Genomic DNA, 21,855 nt, shown 5'->3' on the forward strand with positions numbered 1-21,855 from the left:
CAGGCCATGCCGTCCCGGTCCGGACGGTATTCCAGCCTGCGGTCCGCCACGGACTTCAGGTGGCGTTTTTCGATGCTCACCGGGTGGTGGCGTTCCCGCCAGGTCCGGGCCTTCTGCCGGAACCGGGAGGGGATGAGTTCGCCGGCGGGACACCCGCGCGCCGGGTTGGGCGCCTCAGGGTCCAGGAAATGCGCCTCCAACGCCTGCGCGCCGGCGGGGTCAAGGTTGGCGGTCTCGTCCACCATCACCCGGGCATGCTGCCAGGAAATGGTCCCGTCCTGGGGGGTGTCAGATTGTTTGTGTAGGAGGGCTGTAGTCGCTGGAGTGATTGGAGAATCATTGTGGCTATGACTAAACCTCGTGAAGTGCTGCCGGAGGAGCTGGCCCGCAAGGGCCGCGGCTGCCGGCAGCATGGAGGCATTGAAGGCTTCCGGCGCGTTCGATGAGCTGATGAACCAGATCGATTCCGGCCAGCTGGAACTCGATGGCAGGGACGGTTTCATCCAGCAACTGATCAAGGCCTCGCTGGAACGCGGGCTGCAGGCCGAACTGTCCCGGGCACCTGGGCTATGACAAGGGCGACCCGATCGGGCGTTTCCTGCCCAACGCGCGGAACGGGTCCTACCCCAAGACGCTCGGGACTTCCGCGGGGGACGTGGATCTGGCCGTGCCGCGGGACCGTGACGGGTCATTCACCCCGCGCCTGGTCCCCAAGGGTGCGCGCCGTACAAGCGGCCTGGATGACATCATTATCAGCCTTTACGCCGGGGGAATGACCGTCCGGGACATCGCCCACCATCTGGAATCCACCCTGGGCACGGAGCTGTCCCACGAGACGATTTCGAAGATCACCGATGAGGTCCTGGACGAGGTGATGGAGTGGCAGAAACGACCCCTGGAGCCGCTGTATCCGATCCTGTATCTGGACGCGATCATCGTCAAGGTTCGAGATGGGCACCAGGTCCAGAACCGTGCCGCGCACATTGCCGTCGGCGTGGACCTGGACGGCATCAAGCACGTTCTGGGGATCTGGGTCGAAGCCACCGAGGGCGCGAAGTTCTGGGCAGGGGTCTGCGCCGAGCTCGCCAACCGCGGCGTGAAGGACGTCCTGTTCGTCTGCTGCGACGGGCTCACCGGATTCCCTGAGGCGATCGCCGCGACGTGGCCAGCCGCGACCGTCCAGACCTGCGTCGTTCACCTGATCCGTGCCTCGATGCGTTTCGTCGGCTACCAGGACCGGAAGAAGGTCGCCTCCGCCCTGCGGCCGATTTACACCGCCCCGACGGCCGATGCAGCGCAGGAAGCACTCGATGCGTTCGAGGCCTCCGATCTGGGACGGAAGTATCCCGCAACTGTCCGGACCTGGCGTAACGGTTGGGAGAAATTCATCCCGTTCCTGGCGTTCCCGCCGCCGGTTCGCCGGATCATCTACACCACCAACGCCATCGAGTCGCTGAACTACCAGCTCCGCAAGATCATCAAGAACCGCGGGCATTTCCCCAACGACCAGGCGGCCGTGAAGCTGCTTTGGCTGGCGATCTGCAACATCGAGGACAAACGCGCCAGCGCACGGGTCAAACTCGAGGGCAAAGCCCGGGAGAACCGGTCCAAGACCGTCAACAGACTCATCGAGGGAACCTTCTCACCAGGATGGAGCGAAGCCCTTGGCGTCCTCGTCCTGAACTATCCCGACAGACTCGGACCCTACCTAAACCAATGAGACTCCACCTCACTTACACAAACAACTTGACAGGCTCCCGTCCTGCAACGCCGACAGGGTCAACGGCAAAGCGTTGGTAAGTTCCAAGGATTCGGCCAGCAAGGCCCCGGCGGTCCGCTCACCGACAGTCAGGACACACGCGACCTCAGCGACCAACGACATTTCCTGAGCCGTGGCCTCCTGCGGCGACTGCCCCGGCGGGTCCAACGCTGCACAGACTTCGACCAATTCCGCGAGGACCCGGACCTTCTCCGCCGCCGTCCGGGCCTCAAGCCTGGCAATCCCGGCCAACCGGTCCAGGCAAAAATCCTTCCGCCGGCGCAACGGATCCGACGGGAACAGCACCTCGTCCAGAACCTCGTCCGCCGTCGTGCTTTCCATACACACATCATCCCGCGGAGCACCGACAATTAAGGTGTTGCCGGGAGGGGCTACAGCAGACGCGGTGGCAGCAGAATCGTTGCCCTCCGGCGCTTCAGCTGCGGCCTTGTTTTCCATGTTCAAATCATCTCGTGGACCACTGACAATTTGAGTGGAGCTGACAGAACATGCCTTCCAGGACGCCCCCACCAACACAAGCCGCCGGCAGGACGCGCCTGCCGGCCAAGGACCGCTCAGCCCTGCGCGGGGATAGCTAGCCGTTCGCCGTTTAAGTGTTCGCCGTTGTAGTACTTGAGTTCCCAACCGTTCTCGGCGTGGTGGTGGGCAAGGTTGAGCGCGGCGTTGTCGATGCTCTTCAGTGCCTGGCCGATTGCCCGGCTGAGGCTGACGCGCAGGAGCGTTCCGTGGGCGATTACCAGGACACGGCCTCCGCGGAACTCCCGGGCCAATCCTTCAAGGGCGGCCAGTCCGCGGCTGGCAGCCTCGTCCTCGCTCTCGGCACCACGGAAGCCGCCGGGAATCCGCAGCGCCTCCAGCTCAGGGCCGGCCTGCATGCCCTCCGCGGGGCCAAAGCTCCGCTCGGTCAACTCCGGAACGTGGCGGGCCACACTGCGGCCGAGCCCACCGGCGATGAGGTGCGCGGTTTCCGCCGCACGGCTCAGCGGAGAAGACACAATGGCGTCCCACTCGTAGCCGGACAGTGTGGCGACGGCGTCCCGCGCCTGCCCGCGGCCGACGTCGTTCAGCGGAATGTCGGTAGAACCCTGCAGCCGGCGCTGCGCATTCCAGTCTGTCTGGCCGTGGCGGACGAGAGCGAACGTCGTAAGGGTCATGCCTCCCATTGTGCCCTGACGCAAGCAGTGTCCCGGAATCCGGGGCCGCAGCATCCGCCGCTCACTGCACCACCGCTCACTGCACCACCGCTACCGGTAACAGCACAAAACGGAAGAGTACGACGGCGGGGCCTCCCGCCGTCGTACCCTGCTGTTGGTGCCGGTGCTGCCCGGCCGCAACCTTTTGGTCCGCAGCACCGCACCCAGGACGACGACGTCTTCAGAACCAGCAAAGGGGCTTTACATGACGAGAATGCTGATTATTGGCCCACCCGGTTCGGGCAAGGGAACCCAGGCGGAGCGGATTTCCGAACGCCTCGGTGTAGTGGCTATTTCGACGGGCGATATTTTCCGCGCCAACGTCAAGGGCGGCACGCCACTGGGACTCGAGGCCCGGAAGTATATGGACAACGGGGACTTCGTGCCGGACAGCGTCACGAACGAAATGGTGCGGAACCGCCTCAGCCAGGACGACGCCAGGAGCGGCTTCCTGCTGGACGGCTACCCGCGCACCATCGCACAAGTGGACTATCTGGACGGGATCCTCGGCGCTGCCGACCAGGAGCTCGGCGTGGTCCTCCAGCTGACAGCGGACGACGAGGAGCTCGTGTCCCGACTGCTGGGCAGGGCAAAGGAAACCGGGCGGAGCGATGACAATGAAAGTGTCATCCGCCACCGGCTCGATCTCTACCACCAGCAAACCGAGGCCGTGGTGGCCAGGTACGCCAGGCGGGGGATCCTCACGCAGGTTGACGGCATCGGCGGGATCGACCAGGTCACGGACAGGGTACTGGGCAGCATCAGTGAACAGGCCGGAGCAGCCGGAGCAGCCGGCAGCGAACAGTAGCCGCCGGCCCCGGCCGGCCGCTAAAGCCCGCCGGCGAGCTTGTAGTAGGCGGCGTTCCAGTTCAGGTCCTTCTTGAACTGGCGGATGGTGGTGTCCTCGTCGATGGTGAGGAGCTCGGTCTTGGCGATCTCGGCAAAGTCCTCAAACACATCCATGCCGACGGCGGTGCTCAGCACGGTGTGATGGGCGGCTCCTGCGGTGAGCCATGCGGCGGCCGAGGTCGCGAAGTCGGGCTTCGGTTGCCACAGCGCGCGGGCTACGGGAAGGTTGGGCAGCGGCTGATCCAGCGGCACCACCTCCACGGCGTTGGCCACCAGGCGGAAGCGGTCCCGCATGTCCGAAAGGGCCACCACCACGCCCGCGGAGGCATCGGCGTCGAACACCAGGCGGACGGGATCCTCGCGGCCGCCGATGCCCAGCGGGTGGATCTCCAGGCTCGGCTTTCCGGCCGTCAGGGACGGGCAGACTTCAAGCATGTGCGCGCCCAGGATCTTCTCCGCGCCGGGCGCCAAGTGGTACGTGTAGTCCTCCATCAGGGACGCGCCGCCGGGCAGGCCTGCCCCCATCACCTTCGCTGCCCGCACCAGGATGGCGGTCTTCCAGTCGCCCTCGGCGCCGAAGCCGTAGCCGTCAGCCATCAGCCGCTGGACTGCGAGGCCGGGGAGCTGGCGGAGCGCGCCCAGGTCTTCAAAGGAGGTGGTGAAGGCGGCGGAGCCGTTGGCTTCCAGGAAGCTGCGCAGGCCCAGTTCGATGCGGGCGCCGTAGCGGAGGGAATCGTGGCGGGCCGCGCCGGCGCGGAGCTCCGGCACCACATCGTAAAGCTCTTCGTACTCGGCAACCAGGGTGTCGACGTCGGCCTCTGCGGCGCCGTGCACGGCGTCGGCGAGTTCGTTGACTGACCAGGTGTTGACGGAGACGCCGAAGCGGAGCTCGGCCTCGGTCTTGTCGCCTTCGGTGACGGCGACGTTGCGCATGTTGTCGCCGAAGCGGGTCAGCTTGAGGGTGCGGACGGCGGCCCAGCCGGCAGCGGCGCGCTGCCAGACGCCCACCTGGCGTGCCACCTCGGGGTTGGAGACGTGCCCCACCACGGTCTTGCGGGCGATGCCCAGCCGGGACTGGATGTAGCCGAACTCGCGGTCACCGTGCGCGGCCTGGTTCAGGTTCATGAAATCGAAATCGATGTCCGCCCACGGGAGCTCAACGTTGGCCTGGGTGTGCAGGTGCAGGAGCGGCTTACGCAGCAGATCCAGCCCGTTGATCCACATTTTGGCCGGGGAGAACGTGTGCATCCAGGCCGTGACGCCGATGACGGAATCGTCCGAGTTCGCTTCCAGTGCGGTGCGGCGGATGGCGTCCGAGTCGGTCAGGACGGGCTTCCAGACGATCCTGACCGGCACGGCGGAGGAGGCGTTGAGCTGGTTGGCGATCTCCTGGGACTGGGCGGCCACCTGCTTGAGGACGTCCTCGCCGTAGAGGTGCTGGCTGCCGGTGAGGAACCAGACCTCGTAGCCGTCGAGGGAAGTGTTTGCTGCGGTGCTCATGGGTTCTCCTGCGAAAGTAGGTAAGTTTGCGTGGGCTGGCGGCGCGGTGTGCCGGCCGGATGGCTGGGCCGGTTGGCCGGGCCGCATGTTATTGGCCGTAGACGTTCTGGTAGCGGGCGTAGAGGGAGTCCACGTGGCCCTGGTCGATGGCCACCGGTTCACCCAGCTGGCGCGAAATGTGGACAGTCCGGGCCACTTCCTCGCACATCACGGCGGCCTTCACCGCGGACCGGGCGTCCTTGCCGATGGTGAACGGGCCGTGGTTCTGCATCAGCACCGCGGGGGAGTTCGAGTTCTTCAGCGTCTCCACAATGCCCTGGCCGATCGAGTCGTCGCCGATCAGCGCGAAGGGTCCCACCGGGATGGACCCGCCGAATTCATCGCCCATCATGGTCAGCACGCAGGGGATGGACTCACCCCGGGCAGCCCACGCCGTGGCGTAGGTGGAGTGGGTGTGCACCACACCGCCGACGTCGGGCATGTTCCGGTACACGTACGCGTGAGCGGCAGTATCCGACGACGGCGACAACGGCGGGTTGCCCCACTCACCTTCTTCATCGCCATCCACCGGGACGCCGTAGAGGTCGGTAACCACCATCTGCTCCGGCGTCAGGTCGTCATACGAAATGCCGGAGGGCTTGATGACCATGAGCTCGTGGCCGGGCACGCGGGCGGAGACGTTGCCGGCGGTCCACACCACCAGTCCATAGCGGGTGAGTTCGGCGTGCAGGGTGCAGACGTCCTCCCGGACCCGGGCGATGGTGTCCAGGATCGCTGTTCCAGCGCTCATGCGGAGGCTCCAACGGTTGCAGGGATGGAGGGTTGTGCGCCTGCGCCAGCGCCGGCGGCGGACACTGCGGCGGCCCTGCGCTGGATTGCCTTGAGCCGGTGCATCACATCGTTGGCGCCGCGGCCGAAGTAATCGTGGAGCGTGCGGTATTCCTGGAACAGCTCCTCATATGCGGCAACGTTTTCCGGGATGGGCGTGTACACGTCGCCGGGTTCGGAGCCCATGGCTGCCGCGGCCTCGCGGATGTCGGCGTACTTTCCGGCCGCTACGGCGGCGTGGATCGCGGAGCCCAGCGCCGGACCCTGGCTCGAGCCGATAGTGGACAGCTTCAGGCCCGTGATGTCCGCGTAGATCTGCATCAGGAGCTTGTTCTTCAGGAGTCCGCCGGCCACGATGAACTCCTTGACGGGCACCCCCGAATCGCGGAAGGCGTCAACGATGGTGCGGGTGCCAAAGGCCGTTGCCTCGAGCAGGGCACGGTAGGTGTCCTCGGGCTTCGTGGCGAGGGTCTGGCCCACCACCACGCCGGAGAGTTCGTGGTCCACGAGTACCGAGCGGTTGCCGGAGTGCCAGTCCAGGGCGATCAGGCCGTGCTCACCGATCGCCTGCACGGCGGCGAGCTCGGTGAGGTACTCGTGGATGCCCAGGCCCTTGCCGGCGGCAGCCTGGTGGTATTCCGGGGGCACGCCGTTTTTGGTGAACCAGCCGAAGATGTCGCCCACGCCGGACTGCCCTGCTTCATACCCCCAGAGGCCGTCCACGATGCCGCCGTCCACTACGCCGCACATGCCGGGGACTTCGCGCAGTTCAGTGCCGTTCATGACGTGGCAGGTGGAGGTGCCCATGATGGCCACCAGCTGGCCGGGCTCCACGGCACGGGCGGCCGGGGCGGTCACGTGCGCGTCCACGTTGCCCACAGCCACGGCGATGCCCTCCGGCAGGCCTGTCCACCCGGCGGCCTCGGCCGTGAGGTAGCCGGCAGCCTCGCCCAGGCGGCCGATGGTGTGCTCAAGTTTGGTGCTGACGAAATCCTTGAACTCCGGGTTCAGCGCGGCCAGGAAGTCCTCGGAGGGGTAGCGGCCGTCCTGGTAGATGCCCTTGTAGCCGGCGGTGCAGGCGTTGCGGACGTACTGCCCGCAGAGTTGCCAGACAATCCAGTCGGCGGCCTCCACCCAGTGGTCCATGGCGGCGTAGGCATCCGGATCCTCTTCCAGCAGCTGCAAACCTTTGGCGAATTCCCATTCGGACGAGATGAGCCCACCGTAGCGCGGCAGCCAGGATTCGTCGCGCTCCGCGGCCAGCCGGTTGATCCGGTCCGCCTGCGGCTGGGCAGCGTGGTGGCGCCACAGCTTTACATAGGCGTGCGGACGGTTTGCAAACCCGGACACCTCGTTCAGCGGTGTCCCGTCCGCTGTGGTGGGCACCATGGTGCAGGCGGTGAAGTCAGTGGCAATGCCGACCACGGCGGCCGGGTCGATGCCCGCGTCCGCGACGGCGGCGGGGACCGCGTGGCGCAGGACGTCCCGGTAGTCGTTGGGGACCTGAAGCGCCCATTCCCCGGGAAGGGGGACGGCGCCGTCGGCCGTTACGTCTGCCGGCAGGGCGCCGGTCACTACCGCGTGCGGGTAATCGAAAACCCCGCTGCCGAGTTCCTTGCCGTCCCTCACCCGCACCACCACTGCGCGGCCGGAGAGGGTGCCATAGTCCACGCCGATGACGTACTGTTCGCTGCCGTCCACTGTGACGTCCATAAAATGCTTCCTCCAATTGGCTGCCGCCACTTCGCGGCCTGCGATCAATTGTGAGCGCTAACAAAGGTGAAGTCAACAACGGTTGGTGCGCAATACGCCGGTGCGCGCTACGCCGCATGAGGTTCCACTGTTCAGGGGCATGCGATGTGGGTAAGGGGCCTTTATGCATCGGCAGGAACTCCAACTCAGCGCAGGCCGTGGGGTGCGTCGTTCCGGGTATGGGTGGATCTTGGGGCCGGTGGCCGTGGGCCTGGGTCTCGTGGCTCACCTGCTTTCAGGCGGCCCGCCTCCCAGGGCTTCCGTTCTGATCGCCGTTGCTGCATTGGCCGGCATGCTGGCCGCCGTTGCAGGCCGGTTTCAACTGCGTACATGGGCAGTTCTGCTCGCGTCGGGCCTGGCGCAGCAAGTACTGCACCTGGCGTTCACCGGGCTGGCCGCGGTGGAGGCGGATTCCGCCGTGCCTCATGATCATCGGTCCCTGATTGTCCCTGACTTGGCGGTGCCAACGCCCCACGTGCAGTCCATGGAACTGATGATCGACCTCCATGCCGCAGCAGCGGTGGTGACCCTGCTTTTGGTCATCCTGTGGGACAGGATAGCCTCAGGCAACCCGGGGAAAGAACGGCGATCAGGTGTTCAGCGTGCCCCTGACGATGCTGACGCTTGAGTGCGCAGGGTTCCCATCAACCGGCTCGTCGGAGACATCCACAATGGGGAAGTCCGTGAGCTCCAGGCCGGAAGGGACTTCGAAGGTTCCAGTATCGGAGTTCATGACTCCCAGGCTGACCAGCCGCGAGAGGTCCGGTGCGATCAGCCATACTTCCTGGTAGCCCTGGGCCTCGTCCTTGCTGAGCTTTACCTCCAGCGTTCGGGAGCCATCGTTCGCCCTGACTACTTTCGCGGAACCGGTGGCAGAGAACTGGGCCAGCGGGGCGAGCTCGGCCTGCGCGAGGGGCTCGGGTGCCTGGTTCAACGTCCAAACAGTGGCAGTGGCCACCACGACGGTTGCCGCTGCAGCAGCCAGCCACGTTCCCGGCCGCTGCCACCAGGCGGACTTACGGCGGCGGGCAACACGGGCCTCGTCAAGAGACTGCGGCTTCGCCGGCGGGGAACCCTGTTCAGTGGCAGCTGCCTTGCCCTGCAGGGTGGCCAGGGGGTCTTCCTGCAGTGAGGGCGAGAGGCCCAGTTCCCGGTGGATGCCGGCCCAGACGTGTGGTCCTGGCGCCGCCAGGCTGCTGGCGTCAGGCGTAGTCTTGACGGCGTTCACTGCCCGGCGCAGCGCCGCGTAGTCGGCCGCGCATTCGCCGCAGCCGCGCAGGTGCTCACGCGAGGTCTCATCCTGCCAGTCGTCATAGAGTGCGAGGAGGCTCAACTGTTCCGGATCAAGATGCGGCATGGTCTACCTCCAATCTGTTTCGCAAATGGGACAAGCTTCGGCGGATGTGGCTCTTGACCGTACCAAGCGGCAGCTCAAGTTTCCGTGAGATCTGCTCGTGGGTCAGGTCATCATAGAAGGCGAGCTTCATGATGGAGCCCTGGGGTTCGCCGAGCCGGTCCAATTCGCCGTCCAGGAGCAGCCGGTCCGCGAGGACCTCGGCCGCTTCGGGCTCAGGCACCGCTTCACCAGGCCCGCGGGCACCGGCTGCGGCGATGACTTTCCTGGTTTCCCGGGAGAAGGAGGATTGGGTGTCACTGATGACGTTGCGGGTGATGCCCACGATCCAGGCCGGGAGCCGGGCCACCTGCGGGTTAAACGTGTTCCGGGAGCGCCACACACGGATAAAGACTTCCTGCGTGACGTCATCGGCCGCCGATCGGTCAGGCAGCGAGCGCAATGCCAGCGTGTGCACCAGCGGCGCGAACTCCCGGTAGGCCGCAGCCAGCGCCCGTTCGTCACCTGCCACAAAGGCGGCGGTCAATGCGTCGTCCCATCCCGGAGCGGCCTGGTCAGGAGGTGCCAAACTGGGCTCCTTCCCGGCGTCGGTGACGAGACTCACGGCTTATCACCGCTCACTCAAGGACCGCGGTGACAATGACATTGTCGCTGTAGTCCTTGACTTCGTCCAGCCATCTGCCGCCGCAGGTAACCACCTTCAGTTCGTGCGGCCCGGCCCTGCGGAAGAGGGCATCTCCGTCGAACCTGTCCTTGGCCATCAGTTCCACCGAGACCACCCGGTAGACCAGGGGAGGCGCGTCCTGGCGTCCCACCTGGATGGCGGTTCCGGCCGCAAGCGATTTCAGCTGCGAGAACGGCGCCTGATCGGACGTGGTGTCGATATGACCGGCGATCACCGCGGTGCCGGCGTCTGCCCCGGGTGCGGGGCCGAACCGGTACCAGCCTGCCTGATCGAAGGGCCCGGGGATCTCCATGGCACCGCCGGCCGCCACTCCCACCGGGACCACGGTCATGTTGATGGTTGTTCCGGCCACCGTGAGGGTGGTCGGTGCGGGGACGGGCACCGTCGGTGCCGGCAGGGTGGCGGGCGCCGCCGGAACAGGAGCGGGAACAGAAGCCCGGCTGGTGGCGGGGCCCGGGGCTGGGGTTTCGGCCGCCGGGGTGATGCCCGGAGTTGGACCACCGGCCTGGGCCGTGCTTTGGCCGGAGCCCGCCGTCATGGGTGCGGAGGGCTGGGAGGTGGGGGCGGGGACGCAGGCGGGTAGCAGGAGCGCGGCCGCCACCAAGGCCATAAGACCCGGCGGCGACGGACGACGGCGGGCGATCACCGCCGTCGTGGTGCTGGTTTTCATGACCGGTCTTCCCCGCGCAAGCCCGGGAGGGTTTGCCGCGTTGGCTGGTTTGCGTTGGCTGGTAAGGGAGGTGGCCCGGCCGGCCGGTTCACACCGGGCGGCCGGGCCGATTACAGCTGCTCCTGCAGGACTACCTTCGCTGCGGTGCTACTTCACCCGCCGGCCGGCGACCGTGCGGGCGACATTCATGCCGCCCACCAGGAGCGCCAGCCCCAAGGCACTGAAGCCGATGACTGCCACGGTTGCTCCGGCTGATGCCATGCCTGCCGGTGCGGTTGCTGCTGCGGTACCGGACGAGCCGTCACGCGCTCCCGGTACTGACCCGGGTGAGGAGTGGAGGCCTTCGATCGTCTGGACGGCCAGCTGGAGGTTGTTGTCCGCCAGGCTGCCCCAGGCGTAAACGATCGTGTGGGTCCCCTCGGTGACGGTGACATCCGCCGGGCCGATGACCGGCGCCGTGGTGCCTGTTGCGGCAACTGCCGCCGGTACGGTACCGGGGTCTAGGCTCAGGGTCTGCTCGTTGGGGTTGGCCAGGTTGGTGATGACGGGGGCGCCGCCGGCCAGGACATCCACTGCGGGGGCTGCTGCGGTGTGCCGGACGGTCAGCTTGCCCTTGCCTGCCGCGATCTGCGAGACATCATTGGTGAAGAAATTGGCGGTCGGCTTGCCGGCCGCATCGAGGTTGGCGACCGCCGTGTAGTTGCCGTTCGCGGCCAGCGTCACCGTTACGGGACCGATCACAGGAGCCGAGGCATCCGCGGCATCCGAGGCGGTGATGGCCAGTTCGTAGGCGCCGGCGGGCAAAGCCAGCGGCCCGGCCAGGGTTCCGGGCGTGAAATCGTCAAGGGTGCGGTCGCCGTTGACCCAGACGTCCACCGTGAGTCCCGGAACGCCGTGCAGTACTGAAAGCTGGGCGTCGCCTTCAGCGGCCTGGGCCGGGCCGGCGAGAGCGATTGCTGCCGCAATTGCTGCTGCGCCCGCGCCTGCTGTGAAAATGCTTCTACGCATGTCCTGCTCCTTCATCGGCCCGCCTCGCGGGCATTTTTTGCTTACACCCCTACTACCGGCGCAGCATCGAATCTGGATGCACTTGCATGGAATTTTTCCAAAGAAACTTTTTAGGTTCCGGAAGGACTAGCCGGAACTGGCCGCCGGCGGAGCCGTGCTGGCCCGGAGCAGAAGCCCCGGGGTGACCACTGTGGAGCTGACCGGAGCTCCGGCTTCGATCTCCTTGAGCATGATGTCCATGCAGCGGCGCCCGAGTTCCTCGAAGTCCTGGCGGACAGTGGTGAGCGGCGGGCTGAAGTACGCAGACTCCGGCTGATCGTCGAAGCCCACCACGGAGACGTCGTCGGGAACCCGGACTCCTGCCTCGTTGAAGGCGCGCAGGATGCCCAGGGCCATCTGGTCGTTCCCCACAAAAAGCGCTGTCGCGGAGGGCTCGGCGGCTGAGCGCTCGGCGGCGAGCCTGCGGCCGATGTCGTAGCCGCTGCCGGCGCTCCAGTCGCCTTCCAGCAACAGGTCGTGGGGGAGTCCGGCCTCGGAGAGCGCGCTGCGCCAGCCCTCGGCGCGGAGGGCCCCGTCAGTCCAGTCGGAGGGCCCGGCCACATGGCCGATCCGCCGGTGGCCACGTTCAATGAGATGCCCGACGGCGAGCTCGGCACCGCGCTTCTGGTCCACCATCGCACCGCTCACCGTTGCGCTGCCCAGCGAGCCGACGGCAATGACGGGAACGCCGGCGTTGTACTCCTCGAGGATCGCCAGGGTTTCGGAGTGCGGAACCAGCACGGCGATGCCGTCCACGGACTGGTCGGTGAAGTGCCGCAGGGCATCGAAAATGGCCTCGCGGCTGACTGCGCGAAGGGCGGCGATGCTGACGAAATAGCCGGCGTCCCGTGCTGCCTGCTCCACTCCCAGCAGCGTGTTGGCCGGGCCGTACTGGGCGAGTTCGCTGCCCAATACGCCGATGGTCTGCGAGCGCCTGGTCACCAGGCTGCGCGCGGCGGTGTTCCGGCGGTACCCGAGCTCGGCGATGGCGGCTTCCACCTTTTCCCGGGTGGCTTTGCTGACGTTCGGGTGGTTGTTGATGACGCGGGACACCGTCTGGTGGGAGACCCCCGCGTGCTCCGCCACATCTTCAAGCCGCGGCAGGCGGGCGTCGCTTTTTTTCATGGGCCCATTGTGCGGGACCGGGCAGGGGAATCGCGAATGGACCCTTACCGGGGAACCCGGCCGGGTGGCAGACTGTGGCCATGAGTATCGAGCAGTGGTGGCCGAAACTGCAGCCGTCAACACGGGAATGGCTGATTAAGAACAATGGGGACGCGGTGCCGGCCGGAATCGTCGCCGAGATCACGGACGCCGGCGGAATGGTCGACGGCGGCGGGTGGTGGGTTGGGCAGGGTGACGGGTCCGGTTTCTATTTCTCCGATCAGGCGATCGATTGGATCGAAACGGTGGCGAACGACGAAACGCCCGAAAGTCCCTGATCAGCCTCGTCAACATATGTTGACACCTCCTTCTTGCGTCAACTAATGTTGACGCATGGAGGTGGAACGCATGAAGACACTTGTAGCGTCGATGGACGGCAAAGGTCCCGCTGAAGCGCTGTACGCCGTGGCTGAGCTGCAGAAGGAAGTCGGACGGACCGAAGCATCCCTGGTCCGGAAGGCCCGTCAGGCCGGTCTGTCCTGGGAGGCCATTGCCCTGTGCCTGGGCGTCAGCAAACAGGCCGTGCACCGCAAATACGGGAAGCAGTAAGCCTCACGCGGGAGCTGTTGGTCCGGCGTTCTGCCACAGTCCCATCACGTTGCCTTCAGGGTCACGGAAGTAGGCATTCCAGCCAGAGCCCGGAACTTCCATCCTGCCCCGCACCGTCTCGCCGCCCAGCCGGCTGATCTGCTCCAGCGCAGCGTCGATGTCCGCGACGTCGATGGTGATCACCGGAGTCTTGAGGTCACCTCCGCGCCGGAAGATCCCGCCGTTGATGGCTCCCGGTTCCAACGGAACACCCTTCTCGTTCATCGGCGTGGTCATGGCAAGGCTGTACTCCATCTCCGGCGGAAGGACCTGGAAGTCCCAGCCGAACACCGCTGAGTAGAAGTTCCTCGCCCGTTCTTCGTCGTCAGCGGGAACCTCGAAATGTACTACTGCGCCCATGGTGATCTCCTGCAGGTATTGAAGGGAAGGCGCCGTGCTCCGGCGCCGCGTGTTTATCGTTTGGTGCCGGTTTCGAGCGGGATCACCTCGATCCGTGCGCCCTGGCCGGTCACCACCAGAACGTGCGCCGCTGTGACTCCTGCCAAGGCAGAGACCAGCTGAGCTGCCGGCTCCGGCTCCCCGTTCGGGCCGCCCGCCGAGGCAGCGGGTCCGCGCCCGGCGTCGGCCCTTTTCCATACAGTCACCCTGGCGCCGGTGGCATCAGTGATCGCTTTGACCAACGGCTCAGAGCGTTCGGAGGTCACCAGGACGACGTGCTCGAGTGTGCCGGCCGGGGGTGCTGCAGGCGCCGCAGGCGCGGCGGGCGCCAGGAGGACCCGCTCCCGGCGCCACAGTGCGAAATGATAGGCGGCCACAAAGCCTGCTGCTATCAAAAGACCCAGCGGCGCACGGACGCGGTCCAAAAGGCTGCCCCGGGAAACGTCACCGAGGAGGAATTCGAAGAGCCGGTAGCCAATCACCAGCAGGGCAATGAGCGCCACCACCGCGCTGACGCCAAAAAACACCGTGAGGTAGATCCGCCGGCCCGGGGGGATGGCTTCGGCCGTACGCGGTTGCTTGGCCGGCTTCCAGGCCCGCCACCAGACAGGCCCTCCCACCAGGAGGGAGCTGAGGCCACCGAGCAGCAGGGTGCGTGTGCCGCCGCCCGCCAGGGGTGACACCGCCATGGCCAGCGCGGCGTTAATCACCACACCGACCCCCGAGGCGGCCGCCGCCAAGGCAACCCCGGCAGTCACCAGCAGGCCCGCGCGCCGGGTGGCAACGGACCGGGCATTCCCGCTCACGCGGTGATACCGCCACACCAGGGCGCCGATGGCGAGCGCCGCGATGGCCGGGCCCAGGGGAGCCAGCAGTTCGTTCAGGGGTACGCTCCTGTCGAACGCCAATCTCAGGAGGATAAAAAGGGCGACGCCGGCACCCACCAGCGCAGTGATGCCCGCTGCGAAGATCCCCGCACCAATAAGCGCCACATCCGCCAAGGGTGTCTGCTGCCTCCGCCCGCCGCCCCTGAACCAGTGCCACCACCAGATCAGGCCGCCGCCCACGGCCCACACCAGGGCTCGGAGCAAGGGCTGCCACCACGATTCCGCTGCCGGGGTCAGGCTGACGAAGCCCCTGATGGCGACGTCGAGCAGGCCGCCCAGTGCGGAGATGGCGGCGATTGCGCCCATCAGCAGCCCGGAGACCCACCCGATGACGGCAGGGATGTCATCAAGATCGATGGGATGTTTGACCGGGTGGCGCCACATCCAGCGGTGCCAGATCCAGATGGCCGCCCAGACCAGCCCTGAGGGCAGGAGGGTGTGCCACCGCGGCTCCTGCCGGCCGATGAAGCTCGCCACCATTCCCAGCAGTGACGTTGCCGAGACAATCAGGGAGACCGCATAAACGGCTGCCAGGTACACGCCCCACCCCGCTGAGGCGCGTTCCGCAGGGTCGTCGAGCCGCCTCCAGACAAACCACCACAGGAGTGCGGCAAGCGGCCCGCCGATCAGGGTAAACGCCAGCGACCTCGACAGGCCGGCCACGTCAGTGGACGCCAGCACTGCTTCTGTGGTGAACATACGCTCCAGCAGTCCGCTGAGCCCGATCGCTGCGATCACCACCAAGGCGAACAGCAGGACGTAGAGGATCAGGCGGCGGAGGGTCAGCTGCGCGGAACCTGCCGGTGCAGTCCTTGCGTCGTCCAGCTCGGACGTCATGGCTTCACCGCCGGGCCGGTGCAGGACAGCAGCTGGTACGGCGCCTGGTCCACCATCCACCTGCCATCGGCCTTCACCAGGGAGAACCGGTCCTCCATCTCGTACTCGGACGGTCCGAAGGGGCCACCGGAGCCTGTGTTGACGACCACTGAGACCCGAACGAGCGCGGTGTTGTCTCGTTCGGTGGTGGAAATATGGACTATCCGGGTGGGTAGCGGGCCGCTTTCGGCGAAGCCGCGGCACCGTGAGCGCGCCGAGTCGGTGAGGTAGGAATCGGCGGTTGTGGTGTCGCCGCTGATCACCGCGGTGCTGTACCGCTGGACCACCCCGGCGGGCGTCGACTCGTCCAGCACTTGCGGCTCCCCGCGGGTGAAAACGACTGCCAACGCGACGATCACCAGAGCGGCAATGGCTGCGACGATGATGAGGAGGATCCGGTCAGGTTTTCGCGCCGCGGCGTTCATGCCGTCAGTATGGCGTACTGCCTGCCCCCGTGGAGGTGTCTTCCGGCCCTGATTCCGGCACGATGCTGTCCACTAGGTCAGAACCAGGGCGTCCCCGCTGAGGTCCATCCCGTGGCCCTTGATTTCGGCGAGTACGGCGTCGCTCGTTCCGGCCAGCATCCCCTGGAGTCCGGCAGGGAGGGATTCCCAGGCTTCGTCCCCCAGCGCCTCTCGGATGACAGCCTCGGCAGCCAGTCCACTTTGGGCTGCGGAGCGTTCAAGGACCCTGCGGCGCAGCGTGCGGGCCCAGGCGTCAGCGGCCGGCTCGATGGTGAACAGGGCCGGTTCCAGCAGGACCAGCGCCTTCACTTTGTCCGGGAAGCGGCGGGCAAGCTCGATGGCGATCAGACCCCCTGTGCTGCGGCCGATCACCACTGCCGGTCCGGCGTGGAGGGCGGCCAGGAGGGCGGCGGCATCATCCACGTGGTCCACCAGCTGCAGGGCCGCGAACGGCGCTGCAGGAGCGCTGCGGTGGAAGCCGCGACGGTCATAGATAATGCACCGGCCGTGCAGGGCGAGTTCCTGCGCGGCGTCCTCCCACAACACGGCCGAACTGGGCGTCCCATGCAGGCCCAGGAGGGGAATCCCTTTGCCGTGTTCTTCGTAGTAGAGCTCCACGCCGTTAACGCTGAGTCGGGGCATAGCATCAGAATAGGTCCCTAACGCGGACGGGTGAATCCATGTCAGGATCAGGTATGCCAACCCGCCTGATGCTGCTCGACACCGCATCCCTGTACTTCCGTGCCTTCTACGGACTCCCGGACACCCTCGTCCGTTCCGATGGCACACCGGTGAACGCCGTCCGCGGCCTCCTGGACATGATTGCCCGGCTCACCACCGATTACGGCGCAACCCATCTCATCGCCTGCTGGGACGACGCTTGGCGGCCGCAGTGGCGCGTTGACCTGATCCCCACCTACAAATCGCACCGGGTTGCTGAAGAGGTGGCCGGTGGAACCGACGTCGAGGTTGTCCCGGACGCCCTTGAAGCGCAGATCCCGCTGATCCGGCACGTGCTTGACCTGGCCGGCATTGCGGTGGTGGGAGCCGCCGAGCATGAGGCGGACGATGTCGTCGGCACCTACGCCAGTCATGCCGAGGTTCCGGTCGATGTTGTGACCGGTGACCGCGATCTTTTCCAGGTGGTGGACGACGCCCGCCGGGTGCGGGTGATCTACACCGCGAGGGGGATGCGGAACCTCGAGGAAGTGACCGATGCCGTGGTGGTCCGGAAGTACCGGGTGCTGCCCGAACAGTATGCCGATTACGCCACGCTGCGGGGTGACGCGTCGGACGGGCTGCCGGGCGTCGCCGGGATCGGCGAGAAGACCGCGGCGTCACTCCTGCTGGAGTACGGAACCCTGGACAGCCTGCTCGCAGCGGCTACGGATGGGGGCAGCGGCCTGTCTAATCCGGTGCGGGCCAGGCTCGCCGCCGCCGCGGACTACCTGAGCGTCGCGCCCACCGTGGTGAAGATCGTGCGCGACCTGGAGCTGCCCAGCCTGGCGGAGGCGGGAGCGCAGCTGCGTCCCGTCACTGGCGATTCCCGTGCCGAACTGGAGCGTCTCGGGCTTGAGTGGAACCTGGGCGGCTCGGTCACGCGGCTGCTGGCCGCGCTTGACCGGCGCGGCTGATATCAGCCAGTTGGCGGGAGGAAACGGCCGTTCCTGATTTGTGACGGACCGAAAATGATCTCCAGCGGGGCTATCTCGATGGGCTGACGGTCACGGGTCTTCGGCCGGCCTACCGCTACGTGGGGAACCCAGTGGGGGTAACGGTAGCCCAGGGCAGGCGAGCTGAGGATGAAATCGTCCACGTTGTCCACCAGCAGCGAGTCCAGCAGCCCGTGCAGTCCCTGAACCAGCGCAACCTGGAACTCGTGCACCTGCTGCGGCACCTCCACCTCGAGCCCGGCGACACCGCCGCCGCCGAGCACAATCAAACGCTCCGCCGTGCCGGCGAAGCCATTCAGGACCGGCAGTGCCCGCAACCAGGCCGCCGTTTGCCGGATTGCGTCATCAGCACCGGTGATTCCCTTGGTCCAGTCCGTCACATCCCGGCCGAAATCCTCCAGGATGCCCAGGTGCAGCAGGGTCAGATGCAGTCCCCGTGGCCTGCGTAAACCCAGTACATAGCCGCCGAGGGCATCGAAGTCGGCCGGGCCCGTTCCCACGCTGAGCACGGGCACCTCCACCGTGATGCGTGGCAGTGCCTGCATGCGGATCTCCTCAATCCGGCCCTGACCGGGCCCAGGCTGCCATTATCCTCCGGTCCCGGGTGTTTGCCGGCGGTGGTGCTCTTGCCGTTCCGCCCGCCAGGGTGTCGAATCGAAGGACACGGTTCGGCACGGTGGATGGCAAAGACGCCAGGAGGTTCCCATGTCAGTCAAAGGCACAAAGGACGCAGCGCGGACGGCGGGGCGGGGCGGCCCGGAAGTACGCCGGGCTGACGCCCAGGCCGGCATCGCAGCCCAGGACCCGGCTACGGTGCGGAATGTGGCGCTGATCGGGCACTCGGCCGCCGGGAAGACAATGCTGGTTGAGGCACTGCTGGCTGCCCACGGCATGATTAGCCGCAAGGGCTCCATCGCCGAGGGAACAACCGTCACCGATTCTGATCCTGCCGCCGTCCACCAGCAGCGCTCGGTCACGTTGTCGGTGGTTCCGCTGCTCATTGACGGCACTAAAGTGAACCTCTTGGATACGCCGGGGTATCCGGATTTTATCGGCGAACTTCGGGCGGGGCTGCGGGCTGCGGACGCGGCCCTGTTTGTTGTCTCGGCCGTGGACGGCATCGATGCCACCACCACGGCGCTGTGGGGTGAGTGCGAAACCGCCGGTACTCCGCGGGCTGTGGTGATCACCCGGCTTGACCACCCCCGCGCAGATTACGACGCCGTCCTGGCCGCCTGCCAGCGGACCTTCGGCGAGTCGGTGCTGCCGCTCTACGTCCCGGTCCGGACAGGCGGGGAAGTAACTGGGCTGCTTGGCCTGTTGTCCGGGACCGTCTCCGACTACTCAACTGCAGAGCCAGCGCCATCCACCTCGCAGGGTGGCACAGACCAGCTGGCAGGCTCCGAAGCCGCCCGCGGCCAGCTCATCGAAGGGATCATCGCCGAAAGCGAGGACGAAACCCTCATGGACCGCTATCTCGGCGGTGAGGACATCGATACCGATGTCCTCATAGCGGACCTGGAAACCGCCGTCGAACGCGCTTCCTTCTTCCCGGTCATTCCCACCTCCGCAGTGACCGGGCTCGGGACGGCAGAACTCCTGGAGATCCTGACCAAGGCCTTTCCCTCGCCCCTGGAGCGCGGCCTCCCCGAAGCAACCGACCTTGCCGGGGGCCGGGCAGCAGCCTTGGCGTGTGACCCGTCCGGCCCGCTGGCTGCCGAGGTGGTCCGCACCACCGTGGACCCGTTCCTGGGGCGGGTCTGCCTGGTCCGGGTCTTCTCCGGCACCCTGCGTGAAGACACTGCAGTGCACGTGGCCGGCCACGGACTGGCGGAACGCGGCCACCAGGACCATGACGCCGACGAACGCCTGACGCACCTCTATTCCCCGTTGGGGGCCAACCTGCGGCCCGTTCCATTCTGCATCGCCGGGGACATCTGCGCCGTGGCGAAACTGGGAAGTGCCGAGACCGGGGACACCATCTCGGGCAAGGACCAGCCGCTCCTGCTGGCCACCTGGGAAATGCCCGAACCGCTGATGCCGGTGGCGATCGAGGCGGACTCCAGAAGCGATGAGGACGCGCTCGCCCGGAGCCTTGCGAAGGTGGCAGCGGGCGATCCGACACTCCGGGTGGAACGGAACCCCGAAACGCACCAGCTGATCCTCTGGTGCATGGGGGAGGCCCACGCCGATGTGGTGTTGGACAGGCTGCGCGACCAGGGCGTAAAGCTGCACACCCTCGACGTCGTGACCCCCCTGCGGGAAACCTTCGCGGCGCCCGCCTCCGGACACGGCCGGCACGTCAAGCAGTCCGGTGGGCACGGCCAGTACGCGGTCTGCGACATCGACGTCGAACCGCTGGCCAGGGGCGCCGGCTTCGAATTTGTGGACAAGACAGTGGGTGGCGTGATCCCGGGAACTTTCATCTCGTCGGTGGAAAAGGGGGTCCGGGCCCAAATGCAGAAAGGACTGACGGCCGGCTTCCCCGTGGTTGACCTGCGCGTCACCCTGAGGGGCGGGAAAGCCCACAGCGTTGACTCCTCCGATGCCGCCTTCCAGGCCGCGGGCGCCCTCGCCCTGCGGGAGGCGGCCGCCGCCGGGCGCATCCAGCTCCTCGAGCCCGTGTCCTCGGTCAGCATCACCGTGTCCGACGAGCATGTGGGTGCTGTGATGAGCGATCTCTCCTCCCGCCGCGGCCGGCTCACGGGAACCGACTCCTCCGGCGGGGAGCTGACCGAAATCAGCGCCGAAGTCCCGGACCAGGAACTTCTCAAGTATTCCGTTGAGCTGCGGGCGCTCACGGCCGGGACCGGGCGTTTCAGGCGCAGCTACCTTCGCCATGAGCCGGTGCCCGGCAATCCATGAATCCCGCGGCACGGAAAATCCAACGCGTCTATCTCACGCTGACGCTGGGCAATACGCTTGCCGCTTCCTTCATCTGGGGAATCAACACCCTCTTCCTTCTGGATGCCGGACTCAGCAACTTCGAAGCGTTCGCGGCCAACGCCTTCTTCACAGCCGGCATGGTGCTGTTCGAGGTACCCACCGGCGTCGTGGCGGACGGCTGGGGACGCCGGACCTCCTTCCTGCTGGGTACCGTGACCCTGGCCGGTTCCACGTACCTGTACTACCTGCTCTGGCAGTGGAAGGCGCCGTTCTGGTCCTGGGCGGTGGTCTCGGTCCTGCTGGGCCTGGGTTTTACGTTCTTCTCCGGGGCAGTGGAGGCCTGGCTGGTCGATGCCTTGCGCTTCTCGGGCTATTCCGATGACCTGGAAGCCGTCTTTGGCAGGGGCCAGATGGTTTCCGGGGCCGCCACCCTTGTGGGCTCGGCTGCCGGTGGTGCGCTCGCCCAGGCCACCAGCCTGGGCGTGCCGTTCCTGGTGCGGGTAGGAGTGCTCGTGGCGATGTTCGGGGTGGCGTTCTGGCTGATGCACGACGTCGGATTCACTCCGGACCGTTCCTCGCGTCCCCTGGCGGCCACCCGCGCAGTCCTGGCTGCCTCCATCGACAACGGCCTGAAAAACCCGCCGGTCCGCTTCGTTATGCTTGCCGCGCCCTTCAGCGTCGGCGTCGGGTTCTATGCCTTTTACGCTCTCCAGCCGTACCTGCTCGAGCTCTACGGGGACCCGCGGGCCTACACCGTGGCCGGGCTTGCCGCGGCCCTCGTGGCCGGATCCCAGATCGCGGGCGGCTGGATGGCCCCGGTGATCCGCCGCCTGGTCCGTAAACGCACCACTGTGCTGATCGTCAGCACTGCCGTCAGTTCGCTGATTCTCATTGCGGTCGGCTTTACCCGGGTTTTCTGGGTGGCGCTGGTGCTGCTCGCGGTGTGGGCCCTGATCGCGGCCGCGGGAACACCGGTGCGGCAGGCCTACCTGAACGACATGATCCCCTCGAAACAGCGGGCCACAGTGCTCAGCTTCGACTCACTGATGGGATCCACCGGGGGGATTGTGGTGCAGCCGCTGCTGGGCCGCACTGCCGATGTCTACGGGTACCCACTGTCGCTGGCCGTCGGCGGGGTGGTGGAGCTCTTGGCAGTGCCGTTCCTGCTCGCCAGCCGGCGCCGGCGCTCGCCGGCTGACGAGGCGTCGGCCACGTCCGACAAAGCGGTCTGAGATGGCTTTCTGACGCAAGGTTTTCACG

Annotated in this window: 22 protein-coding genes and 2 pseudogenes; 8 read left to right on the forward strand and 16 right to left on the reverse strand. The window is 66.6% G+C overall.

Features of this window, described 5'->3' with window-relative positions; translation table 11 throughout:
- Positions 1-275, reverse strand: a pseudogene (locus ACP7AX_RS06520) (HNH endonuclease signature motif containing protein); the annotation flags it as partial.
- A gap of 136 nt (positions 276-411) precedes the next feature.
- Here ACP7AX_RS06520 and ACP7AX_RS06525 point away from each other — a divergent pair.
- Positions 412-1,720: pseudogene (locus ACP7AX_RS06525) on the forward strand (IS256 family transposase).
- 9 nt (positions 1,721-1,729) lie between these two features.
- On the opposite strand, the gene ACP7AX_RS06530 reads toward ACP7AX_RS06525, so the two are convergent.
- Both ACP7AX_RS06530 and ACP7AX_RS06535 read right to left on the reverse strand, forming a co-directional pair.
- On the reverse strand, positions 1,730-2,101 hold the full coding sequence (locus tag ACP7AX_RS06530; RefSeq protein WP_426225838.1) for a hypothetical protein: 372 nt from the start codon (positions 2,099-2,101) through the stop codon (positions 1,730-1,732).
- 233 nt (positions 2,102-2,334) lie between these two features.
- Positions 2,335-2,934, reverse strand: a complete 600-nt coding sequence (locus ACP7AX_RS06535; protein ID WP_426225839.1) for a histidine phosphatase family protein — start codon at positions 2,932-2,934, stop codon at positions 2,335-2,337.
- Between the two features lie 253 nt (positions 2,935-3,187).
- On the opposite strand from ACP7AX_RS06535, the gene ACP7AX_RS06540 reads away from it, so the two are divergent.
- Positions 3,188-3,781, forward strand: coding sequence for an adenylate kinase (locus ACP7AX_RS06540; protein ID WP_426225994.1), 594 nt, complete (start codon positions 3,188-3,190; stop codon positions 3,779-3,781).
- 20 nt (positions 3,782-3,801) lie between these two features.
- Here ACP7AX_RS06540 and araA read toward each other — a convergent pair whose 3' ends face one another.
- From araA to araB, 3 genes are all read right to left on the reverse strand, one after another.
- Complete coding sequence (gene araA, locus ACP7AX_RS06545) at positions 3,802-5,322, reverse strand: L-arabinose isomerase (protein WP_426225840.1); 1,521 nt, start codon at positions 5,320-5,322, stop codon at positions 3,802-3,804.
- Between the two features lie 88 nt (positions 5,323-5,410).
- Positions 5,411-6,112 carry an L-ribulose-5-phosphate 4-epimerase gene (locus tag ACP7AX_RS06550; protein ID WP_131681500.1) on the reverse strand — a complete coding sequence of 234 codons (702 nt, stop codon included), beginning with the start codon at positions 6,110-6,112 and terminating at the stop codon, positions 5,411-5,413.
- Entirely contained in the window at positions 6,109-7,863 is a 1,755-nt protein-coding gene (araB, locus tag ACP7AX_RS06555; RefSeq protein ID WP_426225841.1) for a ribulokinase, read from the reverse strand. Before araB ends, ACP7AX_RS06550 begins: the two co-directional genes overlap by 4 nt.
- 163 nt (positions 7,864-8,026) lie before the next feature.
- Between araB and ACP7AX_RS06560 the strand changes: the two genes are divergently transcribed.
- A complete protein-coding gene (locus ACP7AX_RS06560; protein ID WP_426225842.1) occupies positions 8,027-8,530 on the forward strand; it encodes a hypothetical protein in 504 nt (167 codons plus the stop codon).
- Here ACP7AX_RS06560 and ACP7AX_RS06565 read toward each other — a convergent pair.
- From ACP7AX_RS06565 to ACP7AX_RS06585, 5 genes are all read right to left on the reverse strand, one after another.
- Positions 8,492-9,259, reverse strand: a complete 768-nt coding sequence (locus ACP7AX_RS06565; RefSeq protein ID WP_426225843.1) for an anti-sigma factor domain-containing protein — start codon at positions 9,257-9,259, stop codon at positions 8,492-8,494. The two genes, ACP7AX_RS06560 and ACP7AX_RS06565, sit on opposite strands and share 39 nt — an antisense overlap.
- Entirely contained in the window at positions 9,246-9,824 is a 579-nt protein-coding gene (locus ACP7AX_RS06570) for an RNA polymerase sigma factor (protein WP_426225844.1), read from the reverse strand. Before ACP7AX_RS06570 ends, ACP7AX_RS06565 begins: the two co-directional genes overlap by 14 nt.
- A gap of 49 nt (positions 9,825-9,873) precedes the next feature.
- A complete protein-coding gene (locus ACP7AX_RS06575) occupies positions 9,874-10,611 on the reverse strand; it encodes a class F sortase (protein ID WP_426225845.1) in 738 nt (245 codons plus the stop codon).
- Positions 10,612-10,758: 147 nt separating this feature from the next.
- Positions 10,759-11,619, reverse strand: a complete 861-nt coding sequence (locus tag ACP7AX_RS06580) for a DUF4397 domain-containing protein (protein WP_426225846.1) — start codon at positions 11,617-11,619, stop codon at positions 10,759-10,761.
- Between the two features lie 126 nt (positions 11,620-11,745).
- Positions 11,746-12,783, reverse strand: a complete 1,038-nt coding sequence (locus tag ACP7AX_RS06585; RefSeq protein WP_426225847.1) for a LacI family DNA-binding transcriptional regulator — start codon at positions 12,781-12,783, stop codon at positions 11,746-11,748.
- Positions 12,784-12,863: 80 nt separating this feature from the next.
- On the opposite strand from ACP7AX_RS06585, the gene ACP7AX_RS06590 reads away from it, so the two are divergent.
- Complete coding sequence (locus tag ACP7AX_RS06590) at positions 12,864-13,100, forward strand: hypothetical protein (RefSeq protein ID WP_426225848.1); 237 nt, start codon at positions 12,864-12,866, stop codon at positions 13,098-13,100.
- A 55-nt stretch (positions 13,101-13,155) separates the two neighbouring features.
- Positions 13,156-13,371, forward strand: coding sequence for a transcriptional regulator (locus ACP7AX_RS06595; protein ID WP_104174334.1), 216 nt, complete (start codon positions 13,156-13,158; stop codon positions 13,369-13,371).
- Positions 13,372-13,374: 3 nt separating this feature from the next.
- Here the strand turns inward: ACP7AX_RS06595 and ACP7AX_RS06600 are convergent, their stop codons facing one another.
- The 4 genes from ACP7AX_RS06600 to ACP7AX_RS06615 form a co-directional block, all read right to left on the reverse strand.
- Entirely contained in the window at positions 13,375-13,770 is a 396-nt protein-coding gene (locus tag ACP7AX_RS06600; RefSeq protein ID WP_426225849.1) for a VOC family protein, read from the reverse strand.
- Positions 13,771-13,823: 53 nt separating this feature from the next.
- Positions 13,824-15,533, reverse strand: a complete 1,710-nt coding sequence (locus ACP7AX_RS06605) for a DUF5671 domain-containing protein (protein ID WP_426225850.1) — start codon at positions 15,531-15,533, stop codon at positions 13,824-13,826.
- The gene (locus ACP7AX_RS06610; protein WP_426225851.1) at positions 15,530-15,997 is read right to left on the reverse strand and encodes a hypothetical protein; all 468 of its coding nucleotides are present in this window, start codon (positions 15,995-15,997) and stop codon (positions 15,530-15,532) included. The genes ACP7AX_RS06605 and ACP7AX_RS06610 overlap by 4 nt, the downstream gene beginning before the upstream one ends.
- 72 nt (positions 15,998-16,069) lie before the next feature.
- Positions 16,070-16,678 (reverse strand): alpha/beta fold hydrolase, encoded by a 609-nt coding sequence (locus ACP7AX_RS06615; RefSeq protein WP_426225852.1) that lies wholly within the window; start codon positions 16,676-16,678, stop codon positions 16,070-16,072.
- A 53-nt stretch (positions 16,679-16,731) separates the two neighbouring features.
- Here ACP7AX_RS06615 and ACP7AX_RS06620 point away from each other — a divergent pair, with 53 nt between their 5' ends.
- Positions 16,732-17,670 carry a 5'-3' exonuclease gene (locus ACP7AX_RS06620; RefSeq protein ID WP_426225853.1) on the forward strand — a complete coding sequence of 313 codons (939 nt, stop codon included), beginning with the start codon at positions 16,732-16,734 and terminating at the stop codon, positions 17,668-17,670.
- Between the two features lie 2 nt (positions 17,671-17,672).
- Here ACP7AX_RS06620 and ACP7AX_RS06625 read toward each other — a convergent pair whose 3' ends face one another.
- Complete coding sequence (locus ACP7AX_RS06625; protein WP_426225854.1) at positions 17,673-18,254, reverse strand: hypothetical protein; 582 nt, start codon at positions 18,252-18,254, stop codon at positions 17,673-17,675.
- Between the two features lie 160 nt (positions 18,255-18,414).
- Between ACP7AX_RS06625 and ACP7AX_RS06630 the strand changes: the two genes are divergently transcribed.
- Positions 18,415-20,574: an elongation factor G-like protein EF-G2 gene (locus ACP7AX_RS06630; RefSeq protein ID WP_426225855.1), complete on the forward strand. Its 2,160-nt coding sequence runs from the start codon at positions 18,415-18,417 to the stop codon at positions 20,572-20,574.
- Positions 20,571-21,827, forward strand: coding sequence for an MFS transporter (locus ACP7AX_RS06635; RefSeq protein ID WP_426225856.1), 1,257 nt, complete (start codon positions 20,571-20,573; stop codon positions 21,825-21,827). Before ACP7AX_RS06630 ends, ACP7AX_RS06635 begins: the two co-directional genes overlap by 4 nt.
- The last annotated feature ends 28 nt before the right edge of the window (positions 21,828-21,855 follow it).

The sequence above is a fragment of the Pseudarthrobacter sp. DSP2-3-2b1 genome, assembly GCF_049895945.1.
Lineage (GTDB): Bacteria > Actinomycetota > Actinomycetes > Actinomycetales > Micrococcaceae > Arthrobacter.